The organism is Metabacillus malikii (assembly GCF_030813355.1).
Taxonomy (GTDB): Bacteria; Bacillota; Bacilli; order Bacillales; family Bacillaceae; genus Metabacillus; species Metabacillus malikii.
Genome location: NZ_JAUSUD010000011.1, coordinates 33,558 through 48,162, shown reverse-complemented (window position 1 = coordinate 48,162; position 14,605 = coordinate 33,558). Strand labels below are relative to the sequence as shown.

At 36.5% G+C, this 14,605-nt stretch carries 11 protein-coding genes; all 11 read left to right on the top strand.

The annotated features are described in order from the left end of the window. Positions 1-20 precede the first annotated feature (20 nt). Complete coding sequence (rsmH, locus tag J2S19_RS11985; RefSeq protein ID WP_307341927.1) at positions 21-959, top strand: 16S rRNA (cytosine(1402)-N(4))-methyltransferase RsmH; 939 nt, start codon at positions 21-23, stop codon at positions 957-959. Positions 960-1,072: 113 nt separating this feature from the next. After that, complete coding sequence (gene ftsL / locus J2S19_RS11980) at positions 1,073-1,447, top strand: cell division protein FtsL (RefSeq protein WP_307341924.1); 375 nt, start codon at positions 1,073-1,075, stop codon at positions 1,445-1,447. A 324-nt stretch (positions 1,448-1,771) separates the two neighbouring features. Then, on the top strand, positions 1,772-3,973 hold the full coding sequence (locus J2S19_RS11975) for a penicillin-binding protein (RefSeq protein WP_307341922.1): 2,202 nt from the start codon (positions 1,772-1,774) through the stop codon (positions 3,971-3,973). 192 nt (positions 3,974-4,165) lie between these two features. After that, positions 4,166-6,091, top strand: a complete 1,926-nt coding sequence (locus J2S19_RS11970; protein WP_307341919.1) for a stage V sporulation protein D — start codon at positions 4,166-4,168, stop codon at positions 6,089-6,091. Positions 6,092-6,338: 247 nt separating this feature from the next. Then, a complete protein-coding gene (locus J2S19_RS11965) occupies positions 6,339-6,476 on the top strand; it encodes a hypothetical protein (RefSeq protein ID WP_307337710.1) in 138 nt (45 codons plus the stop codon). 396 nt (positions 6,477-6,872) lie between these two features. Next, the gene (locus J2S19_RS11960; RefSeq protein ID WP_307341916.1) at positions 6,873-8,330 is read left to right on the top strand and encodes a UDP-N-acetylmuramoyl-L-alanyl-D-glutamate--2,6-diaminopimelate ligase; all 1,458 of its coding nucleotides are present in this window, start codon (positions 6,873-6,875) and stop codon (positions 8,328-8,330) included. 433 nt (positions 8,331-8,763) lie between these two features. Then, positions 8,764-9,738, top strand: coding sequence for a phospho-N-acetylmuramoyl-pentapeptide-transferase (gene mraY, locus J2S19_RS11955; protein ID WP_307341913.1), 975 nt, complete (start codon positions 8,764-8,766; stop codon positions 9,736-9,738). Further along, positions 9,739-11,094, top strand: coding sequence for a UDP-N-acetylmuramoyl-L-alanine--D-glutamate ligase (gene murD / locus J2S19_RS11950; protein ID WP_307341910.1), 1,356 nt, complete (start codon positions 9,739-9,741; stop codon positions 11,092-11,094). A gap of 69 nt (positions 11,095-11,163) precedes the next feature. After that, positions 11,164-12,264 carry a stage V sporulation protein E gene (gene spoVE / locus J2S19_RS11945; protein ID WP_307341907.1) on the top strand — a complete coding sequence of 367 codons (1,101 nt, stop codon included), beginning with the start codon at positions 11,164-11,166 and terminating at the stop codon, positions 12,262-12,264. Between the two features lie 150 nt (positions 12,265-12,414). Continuing rightward, positions 12,415-13,512 carry an undecaprenyldiphospho-muramoylpentapeptide beta-N-acetylglucosaminyltransferase gene (gene murG, locus J2S19_RS11940; RefSeq protein ID WP_307341904.1) on the top strand — a complete coding sequence of 366 codons (1,098 nt, stop codon included), beginning with the start codon at positions 12,415-12,417 and terminating at the stop codon, positions 13,510-13,512. A 22-nt stretch (positions 13,513-13,534) separates the two neighbouring features. Further along, on the top strand, positions 13,535-14,443 hold the full coding sequence (gene murB / locus J2S19_RS11935) for a UDP-N-acetylmuramate dehydrogenase (RefSeq protein WP_307341899.1): 909 nt from the start codon (positions 13,535-13,537) through the stop codon (positions 14,441-14,443). The last annotated feature ends 162 nt before the right edge of the window (positions 14,444-14,605 follow it).

The following is a 14,605-nucleotide window of genomic DNA, read 5'->3' as shown; positions in this document are numbered from 1 at the left end:
TTGAAAAGGTGGTACACAACATGTTTGAACATACAACTGTATTGTTAAAAGAAACAGTCGAAGGGTTAAATGTAAAGCCAGAGGGCATTTATGTTGATTGTACGTTAGGTGGAGCTGGTCATAGTCAATATTTATTATCAAAGCTATCTAACAATGGACATTTATATGCTTTTGACCAAGATGACATTGCTCTTTTAAATGCCAAAAATAAATTAGCAGAACATGAAGGGAAAGTAACCTTCATAAAAAGTAACTTTCGATTTTTAAAGGATAAACTTGCTGAGTACGGTGTAAGTAAGGTTGATGGAATTATTTTCGACTTAGGTGTTTCATCTCCACAACTAGATACTCCTGAACGAGGATTTAGTTATCATCATGATGCCCCTCTAGATATGAGAATGGATCAGCAATCAGAAGTTTCGGCATTTGATGTTGTGAATCAATGGAGTTACGAACAGTTAGTGAAAATCTTTTTTAAATATGGTGAAGAAAAGTTTTCAAAGCAAATCGCTAGAAAAATTGAAGCATCTCGTGAAAAAGGACCAATTGAAACGACTGGACAGCTTGTTGAACTTATAAAGGAGGCTATTCCTGCACCAGCACGCAGAAAAGGTGGTCATCCTGCGAAACGAGTGTTTCAAGCTATTCGGATTGCAGTAAATGATGAATTAAAAGTTTTTGAAGAAGCAATTAGGCAGTCAATGGAGTTGTTGAATGTAGAAGGTCGCGTTAGTGTCATTACATTTCATTCTTTAGAGGATAGAATATGTAAATCTGCATTTAAAGAAGCAGCAACACCACCTGAAATTCCACGGAATATGCCGTTCTTGCCAGATGAGTATATTCCAAAAATAAAAATCATTACTAGAAAGCCTATTGTTCCTTCTGAAATCGAATTAGAGGAAAATAACCGGGCAAGGTCAGCGAAATTAAGAATAGCTGAAAAAATCCATGAATAAGCTAGTCGATATTAGTTTATCTATCATTTAATAATTGACCATACGCCCGCTAGACTAACATCAATGTGTTGCGGGCTCAGAAATTATCGTCTTAGAAAAAGGAGGTATCATTAATGAGTAATTTAGCTACGAAATTAGAACAACAACGACTACAGCAACACCAACAACAGCAACAACAAATACCGGTACCAGAGCCTATACTTGTAAGAAGAAGAGCAACGATTACAATTGGTGAAAAAATGCTAATCATCCTGTTTATTGTCTTGTTTGTTGTCGGTGCAGTGAATATACTTGCAAAGAGTTATACTGTCTATCAAACTAATATGGAAATTCAGCGAACTGAAGCGAAAATTGAGGAGAAAACAAAACTTATTAGTGACCTTCAGGTACAAGTGGAAGAGTTAAGTACATATGATCGTATATGGAATAAAGCAAAAGAATTTGGATTGACTTTAAACCAGAATAATGTAAAAAGTGTACAAGAATAATAGATTATATAGGGCTGTGCTTCTTGATGATTTTCCAAGAGCCGGCTCTTTTTCATAGGTTAAGTACGGGCTTTTTAGTTGTACTCAGTTATGGGTCGGTACCATAATTTTCTTGTTCATTTAGATTAGTCGTTTTTAGGTAAGATTCCAGTCAGATACGTGAATATTGTTAAGTGCAAATAGCAGCATGTATCACGAATGAATTTTTAACATGAAAATCTATTGAAAATAAATTTTCATGATATAATAAAAAAATTACAGAATGATAGTTAACAACCTAGATACTTTAGCTCTTAAACAACTTTCTATTTAAAGGAGACGCGTATGAAGGCGACAAATAAAAATCTTAATATGAATAGAGGAGCAGCCATTTTAGCCTTATTATTTGTTTTCCTCTTTTTACTAGTATTTATACGTTTCTTATATATACAAGCAACAGGAACTGTTCACGGTGAAGTACTGGCTGCACGTGCAGAGGTGCTGTATGAAAGCAAACGCCCGATTGAAGCAACACGTGGGTCTATTCTCGATACAAATGGTAAAGTCATCGCGGAGGATAAAGCAACTTATAAATTAATTGCGATATTAGACGACCAACTAACGACAAATCCTGATACTCCGCAACATGTAGTCGACATACAAAAAACGGCTCAACAACTTGCGCCATTACTTAATTTGGAAATAAGTGATGTTGTTAAAATTTTGTCAAAGAAAAATGTGTATCAAGTAGAATTCGGCTCTGCTGGGAGAAATATAACACACTCATTGAAGGAAAAAATTGAAGATTTACAATTGCCTGGTGTTACGTTCATACGTGATACACAACGCTTCTATCCTAACGGTCTATTTGCTTCTCATCTAATCGGTTATGCCCAAAAAGACGAGGAAACAAATGAAACAAAAGGGATGATGGGGCTTGAGAAAACATTAGATAAGTACCTTCATGAAGAAGATGGTTATGTTAAATATCAACAGGATGGATATAGTTGGAGATTGCCGAATAGTAAGGATGAGATCATCGCTCCGAAAAATGGTAACAACGTCCACTTAACGATCGATCAAAAGATTCAGACGTTTTTAGAAGATTCGATGAATCAAGTCGTTACAAAGTACTCTCCCGAAAAAATTATTGCAGTTGTTGCAGATCCAAAGACAGGCAAAATATTAGCAATGGGACAACGGCCAAGTTTTGACCCTAATAAACGTGATATTACTTCTTACTACAATGATGTTGTTTCGTATCCTTTCGAACCTGGTTCTACGATGAAAATCTTTACATTGGCCGCGGCCATTAATGAAGGTGTATACAATGGTGAGGCAATTTTTCAATCTGGAACATATGCTGTTGATGGACCAGATATTAAGGACCATAACCATGGTAACGGTTGGGGGCCTATAACATATAATGAAGGAGTCCAACGGTCGTCTAATGTAGGATTTTCAATTATTGCAGACCAGTTATTAGGAACAGATAGGTTATATCAATATCTTAATAAATTTGGATTTGTCGCTAAAACAGGAATTGATTTGCCTGATGAAGCATCTAGTAAGATTAACTTTGATATTCATCGGGATAAAGTCTCAACAGCATTTGGTCAAGCTTCAGCTGTTACTCCAATTCAACAAATTCAAGCGGCTACTGCAATTGCAAATGGTGGAAAAATGATGAAACCATATGTTATTGAAAAAATCACGAATGCAGACACAAATAAGGTCGTTAAAGAAACAGAACCAACAATTGTATCCGAGCCTATTACTGAAGCAACTGCAAATAGCGTTTTATCGATATTGGATTCAGTTGTAAGCTCTGAAAAAGGGACAGGGAAGCCATTTAGGATTGAAGGGTACAACATTGCCGGAAAAACCGGTACAGCACAAATCTCTACATCTAGTGGATACCTATCCGGAAATGATAACCATATTTTTTCGTTCTTAGGAATGGCTCCTACCGAGAATCCAGAGTTAATTGTGTACGTAGCTGTCCAACAACCGAAGTTAAAAGGAGAGGCAGGTAGCACTCCAGTTTCTATGATTTTCAATACAGTTATGGAAAATAGCCTGAAATATATGCAAATTGCTCCAACGAATGAAGGTGGTATAAGCAAACAAGTGGAGACTTCAGAAATGAACCTACCTTCGTTGGCTGGATTGACCACTGAGGAAGCTGTGAAGCAACTTGAAGAACTAAGTCTTGAACCAATTATTATCGGTACAGGAAAACAAATTATTGCTCACTATCCTAAAGCTAGTACAGAAATGATTTTAAATGAGAAGGTATTATTAAAAACAACTGAAGAAGCTTTAATGCCTGACCTCTCCGGTTGGTCAAAACGAGATTTAATGAAGTTAGGAAATCTATTAGAAATAACAATACAAACTGAAGGTTCGGGATATGTAGTAAAGCAAGGGATTAAAAAGGGGAGTACTGTAAAAAAAGGTGATGTATTACAAGTTACCTTGAAGAGTGATACTAACCAGAAAGAACAAAGTACTGATAATGATAAATCTGACAAAAATGAAGGTTAATCCAATTTCGGATTAGCCTTTTCATATTAATGAAAACAAGCATAATATGTAAAGTGCACCCTAGTGTCACATGAATTACGTATAAAGTGAAAATAACAATTGTGCATGTTTCAAACCTAGTCCTTTCCTTGTTCTAACTTAAAATGTACAAGCATATATTGAAACGAGCCTAGACAAGGAGGAGTAAAAGAGATGCGTGTATCAAATGTAACGGTTAGAAAACGACTTGTACTCACGTTGCTAGCAGGTTTTCTGATTTTTTTCATAATCGACATACGTCTAGGATATGTTCAATTTTTTCTTGGTTCATCATTGACTTCTGGTGCAAAAGACTTATGGAGCAGAAATATACCGTTTGAGCCTGAACGGGGCGAGATATTGGATCGAAACGGTGTTAAATTAGCGACAAATATGAGTGCACCTACCGTTTACGTAGTGCCAAGACAGGTTGAGGATCCTGCTGAGACAGCGAGAAAGTTGGCGGCTGTATTAAATATGTCTGAAGAAAAAGCGTATCAACATGTGACAAAAAGAGTATCCATCCAACAATTAAACCCTGAAGGTCGAAAAATATCACATGAAAAAGCGAATGAAGTAAGAGCGTTGAATTTAAAAGGAGTGTATATAGCAGAGGATTCCATTCGATATTATCCATTTGGCAATTACTTATCACATGTGCTTGGTTTTGCGGGGATAGATAATCAAGGTTTACTAGGATTGGAATCATACTATGATACACAGCTAAAAGGAAAGAAAGGTTATGTTAAATTTTTCTCAGATGCAAAAGGTCAACGAATGCCTGATGAAGCAGATGATTATACACCACCAATTGATGGAAACAATCTGAAACTAACGATAGATTCTAGAGTTCAAACAATTGTGGAGCGCGAACTTGACAATGTTCAGGCTACATATAACCCAGATGGGATTATAGCGATTGCTATGAATCCAAATAATGGAGAAATCCTAGCGATGTCAAGTCGTCCGGATTTTGACCCGGCAGAATTTCGAGAAGTAGACCCTACTGTTTATAACCGTAATTTACCTGTTTGGAGTAACTATGAGCCTGGTTCGACATTTAAAATTATTACGCTCGCAGCTGCACTTGAAGAACAAAAGGTGAACCTTAAAAAGGATACTTTTGATGACGATGGTGCTGTTGAAGTAGATGGCGCTCGACTAAGGTGTTGGAAAAGGGGCGGTCATGGCCATCAAACCTTCTTAGAAGTTGTCCAAAATTCGTGTAACCCTGGATTTGTTGAGTTAGGACAAAGATTAGGAGAAGAAAAGCTGTTTAAATATATTAAGGATTTTGGTTTTGGTCAAAAAACAGGGATTGATTTACAAGGTGAAGGACGAGGCATTTTGTTTAATCCTGACAAAGTCGGACCAGTAGAATTGGCAACGACAGCCTTTGGTCAAGGGGTTTCCGTTACACCAATTCAACAGGTTGCTGCTGTTTCTGCAGCAGTAAATGGTGGGATATTATATACTCCATATATTGCGAAGGAATGGGTTGATCCAACTACGAATCAAGTAATAACTCGAAAAACTCCTGAAGCTAAAAGAAGAGTCATTTCTGAGGAGACGTCTAAAGAAATTCGTTATGCATTGGAAAGTGTTGTTGCTTTAGGGACAGGTCGTAATGCATATGTTGATGGCTATCGTGTCGGAGGGAAAACAGGGACAGCCCAAAAGGTAAAAGATGGAAAGTATATGGAAAATAACCATATCGTTTCATTTATCGGATTTGCTCCTGCTGATGATCCGCAAATTGTTGTTTATGTCGCTGTAGACAATCCGAAAGGTACTATCCAATTTGGAGGAACAGTCGCGGCACCTATCGTTGGAAATATTATGAGAGATACTTTACCAGAATTAGGTGTAAAGCCGAGGAAAGAACAAATTGAAAAAGAATATCAATGGCTGGACACAAAACTTGTTGAGGTTCCGAATATTATAGGGTTAACTAAACAGGAATTAGCAGAGCAATTTGTTAACTTAAAATTAGATGTATCTGGAGAAGGAGATGTCGTTGTGCAACAATCCCCAGGTAATGGTGTAAAGGTTAAAGAGGGTTCAACAGTGCGTGTATATTTAGGTGAGAAAAAGGAATAAATGGATAACTTAGGAAAGCTTGGCATACATATTAAATGTGTCACGCTTTCTTTCTGTTTAATTGTTGTATTTCATGTACCTATTTGTTTTCCCATAAATCAGTCTCACCACCCATCCCGCTGAAGCCACTGAAAAAGTATACTGATTTCAGATAAGTATCTAGTTTTAAGTAATTTATTGTACATTTAATGTGCTTATCCTACGTAAAGTTTGGTTGGAGCTGACCTGAGAGACTCCTGCGGGATGCGTGGGAGAGCTGAGACGTGAGCAGGCGTTTACGCTGAGGAATACGAAAGGCGTAGGCGGCTTGCCCATCGACGTACAAACTGGAGGGGCATCGACTAAGACCAAAGGAATCACGATGAGCCGAATGGCGAATCGATGATGACTTATCGTAGGGGAGGTGACCGCAAGGAGCTATGAGGCTCAGCCCCCACCCCGCGGAAAGCGAGTACTCGTGCTGCAACCAAACTGAACGTCAACTCTGTAAGATATATTCTATTTTTCTATAAACAAGACTTTTTCAGTGGTCTCCATCCCGCAATCCGTGAGTACTGCAAGAGGAGACAAACCCTAAACGACAACTAAGTTTCAAGCAACAATGTTTACTAAAACAGCCAAATATAAAAAGTAATAATTAGTTGTCAAGAAAATGTAATGAATGATGGCTCTTTTTAACGAAGTGAGATAAAATAGGAACGGAGTAATTTTATATATGGCACCTTTGTGAGCGCGATATGGGCTCATGCATCTCCAGAAAGAAATGAAAGTAGGAATGAAGATGAAACTTGATAAATTACTTACATACATATACGAACAACATTCAGAACCTGTTGAAAACCCAACTATAACCTCGATTGAAATGGATCATCGGGAAGTGAAAAGAGGAAGTTTGTTTATTTGCATTGAAGGCTATACAGTGGATGGTCATCAATTTGCGGCAGAAGCAGTAGAAAAGGGTGCAGTTGCTATACTTGCAGAAAAGCAAATCGATGTCAATGTTCCAGTTGTTATTGTCAAAGATACAAAAAGAACGATGGCACTTTTAGCTGATGCCTTTTACGGTCAGCCAACACATAACCTTCATTTAATTGGGGTTACAGGGACTAACGGTAAAACGACAACAACTCATATTATTGAGAAAATATTGAACATGGCGAACAAGAAAACAGGCTTAATTGGAACAATGTATATGAAAATAGGTAATGATATAAAAAATGTTAAAAATACAACTCCGGAAAGCTTAACGCTCCAGAAAACATTCCGGGAAATGGTTGACAATGACGTTTCCCATGCAATTATGGAAGTATCTTCCCATGCGCTACATTTAGGTCGTATCCATGGTTGTGATTTTGATGTGGCCGTTTTTACAAACTTAACTCAAGACCATTTAGATTATCATAAGACGATGGAGGCATATAAATACGCAAAAGGGTTATTGTTTGCCCAATTGGGTAATCGTTTTGACCACAAGCAACCGAAAATTGCTGTTCTGAATTCTGATGAAGAAGCTTCGTTAGATTTTAAAAAGATGACATCCGCCTCTTTATTGACTTATGGAATAGATAATGTCGCAGATGTTATGGCAAGAAATATAAAAATGACAGCTAAAGGTACTACATTTGAATTGTTGACTCCAGTCGGAAATAAGCAGATTACGATGAAGATGGTTGGTAAATTTAGTGTGTATAACGTCCTTGCTGCTGTATCAGCATGTCTAGCTTCTAATATTGATTTAGAGACAATTGTAAAAGCAGTAGAGGAAATTGAAGGGGTTAGGGGAAGATTTGAGTTAGTTGATGGTAATCAGGATTATTCCGTGATTGTCGATTATGCTCATACACCTGATAGTCTTGAAAATGTGTTAAGCACAATAAAGCAATTTGCTGAAGGAGACATTTACTGTATAGTAGGATGCGGTGGAGACCGAGATAAAACAAAACGACCTATTATGGCTAGAATTGCAGCGGATAATAGTGATTATCCAATTTTCACTTCTGACAATCCTAGAAGTGAAGATCCACAAGTGATTTTGCACGATATGGAAGCTGGTGTTGTTGGAAAACAGTTTAAGTCTATTATTAATCGTGAGGAAGCTATTATATATGCAGTTGAACATGCAAAAAAGGGCGATGTTATCTTAATTGCAGGGAAAGGCCATGAAACGTATCAAATAATCGGAGATAATACGTATGACTTCGATGATAAAGAGGTTGTTTTACAAGCTATCCGTAAATAACAAGAATTAATTATAAATATCTATACTTGATAGGGAGTACCACTTTTATTGAAAACTCTTTTCTGAAATATAGTTGTTTTAAACAAATACTCAAATATTGAGTAATAGATTGCCATGTTGTTGTGATAAAGTGAGGCTTCTTTAGATAGGTGGCATACAATTAAAGAGACTCACTTCCAGACTCGCAAGTTTAGGAAAACCTCTATTTAAAATCAACTAAAACAACTAAACCTTGAGAAAACAGATTTTTTAATTTTGGATATGTGCTTCTTCATCATTGAATAGGAAACAAAAGATAGAAAGAGAAGTTGATAAATATGAAGGAAATGTCTTTTAAAAATCATAATTATGAATGTTGTACATATGATACTTTCATAAAATATTCGAAAAAATGTAATGCGAAGCAAATGAATAATGAGGGGAGTGAGTATACATGTTAGAACAAGTAATTTTATTTACTCTTTTAATGGGATTTTTAATAAGTGTATTACTATCTCCAATCATTATTCCATTTTTAAGGAGATTAAAGTTTGGTCAAAGTATAAGAGAAGAGGGTCCAAAGTCTCACCAGAAAAAATCTGGAACACCTACTATGGGTGGGGTAATGATAATTATTTCGCTTATCATTACAACGGTTGTAATGACAGGTAAATTCTCTCAACTAAGTGTCGAGATGTATCTATTATTATTCGTGACGGTCGGATACGGCTTATTAGGTTTTTTAGATGATTTTATTAAGGTTGTTATGAAGAGAAATCTCGGATTGACTTCTAGACAGAAGCTGCTCGGTCAAGTCATCATTGCAGTAATCTTCTACATCGTTTTTGTTCAATTTGACTTCTCAACAGATATAAGGATTCCTGGGACAGATCTTTCGCTTGACCTCGGATGGGGGTATGTAATACTTGTAATCTTTATGTTAGTTGGTGGTTCGAATGCTGTAAACTTAACCGATGGCTTGGATGGATTACTGTCAGGTACTGCTGCAATTGCATTTGGTGCCTTTGCTGTTTTAGCCTGGAATCAGTCCCAATATGACGTCGCTATTTTCTCTGTTGCTGTTGTCGGTGCAGTTTTAGGATTTTTAGTCTTTAATGCGCATCCTGCAAAAGTGTTTATGGGAGATACCGGCTCTTTAGCTCTTGGTGGAGCAATTGTTGCAATTGCTATTTTAACTAAGCTGGAAATATTGCTTGTCTTAATTGGTGGTGTGTTTGTAATCGAAACATTATCTGTCATCATTCAAGTTATATCATATAAAACAACAGGAAAAAGAGTATTTAAGATGAGTCCATTACATCACCATTATGAATTAGTTGGCTGGTCTGAGTGGCGTGTTGTCGTTACTTTTTGGACGATTGGACTTATACTTGCAGTACTCGGAATCTATATAGAGGTGTGGTTGTAAGTGAATAAAATCAGTGAGTATCGACATCAGAATATATTAGTCATCGGGTTAGCCAAAAGTGGTTTAGCTGCTGCTAAATTATTACATAGCTTAGGAGCAAATGTAACTGTCAATGATTTAAAGGCAACTCACGAAGATTCAAGTGTAATTGAATTAAGTAGATTAGGTATAGAGGTTATATGCGGCGAACACCCGCTTACATTACTAGAAGATAAAAAAATAGAAGTTATAGTTAAGAACCCTGGTATTCCATATAATAACCCATTATTAACAATAGCTAATGAAAAGGCGCTCCCTATTATTACTGAGGTAGAGCTCGCATATAAAATTTCAGAGGCAGATATTATTGGAATTACTGGTTCAAATGGTAAGACAACAACAACTACATTAATTTATGAAATTTTAAAGACGGATGATCAAAATCCTTTAATTGCTGGGAATATTGGAACTGTTGCTTGTGAAGTTGCACAAGCAGCAACAGCAGATAATGTAATTGTTATGGAACTATCTTCATTCCAATTGCTAGGTACGATTGAATTTAGGCCAGCTATTGCGATTGTATTAAATATTTTTAATGCCCATTTAGATTACCATGGTACTAGAGAAGACTATGTTTTGGCTAAAAGTAAAATATATGAGAACCAAATACAATCAGATTATGCAATTATAAATTATGATGATCATGAAGTTTGTGAGATGTCAGAGAAGTCACATGCTGAAAAAATATATTTTTCTACTAAGAAAGACACTGTCGATGGTGCATATGTAATGAGTGATGCAATATATTTTAGAGGTGAAAAGATTATTGATTTAAAAGATATCGTTTTGCCTGGTGAGCATAATCTTGAGAATATTTTAGCTGCTGTCGCTGCAGTTAAAATGAGAGGCGCATCAAATCAATCGATTTATAAAGTACTGACTACCTTTACTGGGGTTAAACATCGACTTCAGTTTGTTGATACAGTAGAAGGTCGCAGATTTTACAATGATTCAAAAGCAACTAATATATTAGCAACTAGCAAAGCGTTACAGGCATTTTCACAACCGACAATTCTATTAGCAGGCGGACTCGATCGAGGTAATGAATTTGATGAACTTACGCCTTATTTTGAGAGTGTAAAAGCAGTTGTATTATTTGGAGAAACTGCACCCAAAATAGAAAGAATCGCGACAGAATATGGAATAGAAGTAATTAAACGTGTCGATAATGTGGATCAAGCAGTATCTACGGCGTTTACAGTTTCTGAAGAAGGCGATGTTATCTTGTTATCACCTGCATGTGCTAGCTGGGATCAATATCGTACTTTTGAAGAAAGAGGTGACATTTTTATTCAAGCCGTGCATAAGCTTAAGTAAGGGCTTGTACAAACATTTGTAGATTTTCGTGAATGGCCCTTAAATTCTTGGTACAGGGGTGTTTAAGCGGTGACAGCGAAAAGGTCTACACCAGACTTTATATTAGTTTTACTAACATTACTTCTATTAACTATTGGACTAATAATGGTATACAGCGCCAGTGCAGTGTGGGCGACGTATAAATTCGATGATTCCTTCTTTTTCGCAAAACGGCAATTGCTATTTGCAGGTGTTGGTGTCATCGCAATGTTTTTCTTAATGAATGTAGATTATTGGACGTGGAGGACATGGGCTAAATTACTTGTCATCATTTGTTTTTTATTGCTTATTGTCGTATTGATACCAGGCATAGGTATGGAAAGAAACGGGTCAAGAAGTTGGATTGGAGTAGGTGCATTTTCCATTCAACCATCCGAATTTATGAAACTTGCGATGATTGCATTTTTAGCTAAATTCTTATCTGAAAATCAAAAGAAAATCACATCTTTCAAAAAAGGCTTGGTCCCATCCTTAGGACTTGTATTTACTGCATTTGGTATGATTATGTTGCAGCCAGATTTAGGTACAGGTACGGTCATGGTAGGTACATGTATCGTCATGATTTTTGTATCTGGTGCTAGAATTAGTCATTTTGTATGGCTAGGATTAGTAGGTGTTGCAGGATTTGTAGCACTTGTCTTATCGGCCCCATATCGTATCAAACGGATTACTTCATTTTTAGATCCTTGGGAAGACCCATTAGGTAGCGGGTTTCAAATTATTCAGTCGTTATACGCAATTGGACCTGGAGGACTTTTTGGTTTAGGATTAGGTCAAAGTAGACAGAAGTTCTTCTATTTACCTGAACCACAAACAGATTTTATTTTCGCAATATTAGCTGAAGAATTAGGCTTTATTGGTGGTTCATTCATCCTTCTCTTATTTGGACTTTTGCTTTGGAGAGGGGTAAGAATTGCATTAGGTGCACCTGATTTATACGGAAGCTTTTTAGCAATTGGCATTATTACAATGGTTGCTATACAAGTTATGATAAATGTAGGGGTAGTTACTGGTTTAATGCCAGTTACTGGTATAACATTACCTTTTTTAAGTTATGGTGGTTCGTCACTTACCTTAATGTTAATGGCGATTGGAGTATTATTGAACGTCAGTAGATATTCAAAATATTAGAGCATTGTTAGTTACTAAAGTTTACGGAAAATTTATATAAGTGCTATGTAAAGGCTGACGATTATGTAACAGACTAAATTTCAAGGGGGAATATCCCCGTTTTAGTTTGTCCTTATAGTCAGCTTTCACTATGTTTACGGGGGGATTATCATGAAAGTAGTAGTAAGCGGCGGGGGTACAGGTGGTCATATTTATCCTGCACTGGCGTTAATAAATGAATTGAAAAAGAACAATCCGGATGTCGAATGCTTGTACATAGGAACTGAAAATGGATTAGAAAAGGGTATTGTAAAACGAGCCGGTATTCCGTTTAAGTCAATTGAAATTACCGGTTTTAAGAGGAAATTGTCAGTAGATAATGTTAAAACAATTGCTCGTTTTTTAAAAGGTGTAAATTTAAGTAAGAAATATATGAAGGAATTTCGCCCAGATGTCGTGATTGGAACCGGTGGATATGTATGTGGTCCTGTAGTATACGCAGCAGCAAAGCTGAAAATACCAACTGTCATACATGAGCAAAATAGCTTGCCAGGGATAACGAATAAATTTTTAGCGCGCTATGTTGATAAAGTTGCAATTTGCTTTGACGATGCTAAGAAGTTTTTTCCGGCTCATAAAGTAGTGCTAACAGGTAATCCAAGAGCATCCGAAGTTTTAGGTCAGGACGGATTAAAAGGCAGAAACTCATTAGGGCTGGACATGAATAAAAAAACAGTATTGATTTTTGGCGGTAGCCGTGGTGCAAAAGCAATTAACCAATCGGTGCTCCAGATGATTACGAATCTCCAGGATAAGCCGTATCAAGTAGTTTACGTTACTGGAGAAGTTCATTATGATAAAGTAATGGAGGAAATGAAAACTAAAAATATAGCCTCACAAGTTATTATTAAGCCCTTCATCCATAATATGCCGGAGGTTCTTGCTGGGGTAGATTTAATCGTATCAAGAGCTGGTGCAACCTCTTTAGCAGAAATAACTGCACTAGGATTGCCGAGCATCTTAATTCCAAGTCCTTATGTAACAGCGAATCATCAAGAGAAAAATGCACAAGCAATAGCTGACCATCATGCAGCCATCCTAATACGTGAACAGGAGCTTAATGGTCAAGTACTATTGTCTAAAATAGATGAAGTATTATTAAATGATGACAAATTAAATGAAATGAAAACAGCATCAAAAAAATTAGGTATCCCTGATGCAGCAACACGTTTATATCGAGTATTGACAAGTGTTAAAAATAAGAAATAACAAGATAATTAAGGAGGCCATTATGTCAACGTTATATCAAGAACTGCTTGATGCGAATATTGGTAAAGTCCTTAAAAATGAACCTTTAGCAAAACATACTACGATAAAAATTGGTGGACCTGCTGAATTGTTTATTGAACCTAATAGTAAAAAGGATTTAATAACAGTCCTACAATTAATTAATAAACACAAAAAAAACTGGCGTGTTATTGGCAGAGGTTCGAACATGCTAATTTCTGATGAAGGAATCAATGGGGTAGTTATTAAGCTTGGCTTAGAATTGGATTATTATGAACTAGATGGTGAGAGCTTAAGAGTTGGTGCTGCTTGTTCTGTTATAAAATTAGCAACTTTAATAAGTAAGCAAGGTTACTCTGGTCTAGAGTTTTCTAGCGGGATTCCAGGGTCAATTGGTGGAGCTATCTACATGAATGCAGGAGCACATGGTTCAGATATGTCTAAAATATTAGAAAAGGCTCAAATCTTGTTTGAGGATGGTTCGATAGAATGGCTTTCAAAAGATGAGCTGGAATTTTCCTATCGCACGTCAATCCTTCAAGAAAAAAGGCCGGGAATATGCCTGGAAGCTGTATTACGTTTAAAAAAGGGGAAAAAAGAAGAGATTGTAGCGGTCATGCAAAGGAACAAGCATTACCGAAGAGAAACCCAACCTTGGAATTATCCATGCGCAGGAAGTATTTTTAGAAATCCGTTACCGTTTTATGCAGGTAAATTAATTGAAGAAGCCGGTTTGAAAGGCTACAAAAAAGGTGGAGCAAAAGTCTCTGAAATGCATGGTAATTTTATTGTGAATTCAGGGGATGCAACAGCAAATGATGTAGTACAGTTAATTAATGATATAAAATCTACTATAAAAGAAAAGTATAATATAAGCTTGGAAACGGAAGTTGAAATTATTGGTCTCAATTGACGTTAAAAACCCCAAATATTTCGGGTGATATGGTATAATTGCATGGTATTATCGTTTTTAGTGTTTATATAATTGTAAAAGATTAATAAACGGCATCCGAGTATGCCGTTTATTTTGTCAAGTACTAGATATAAGAATATCGTATGCTTTCGAAAAAGGACA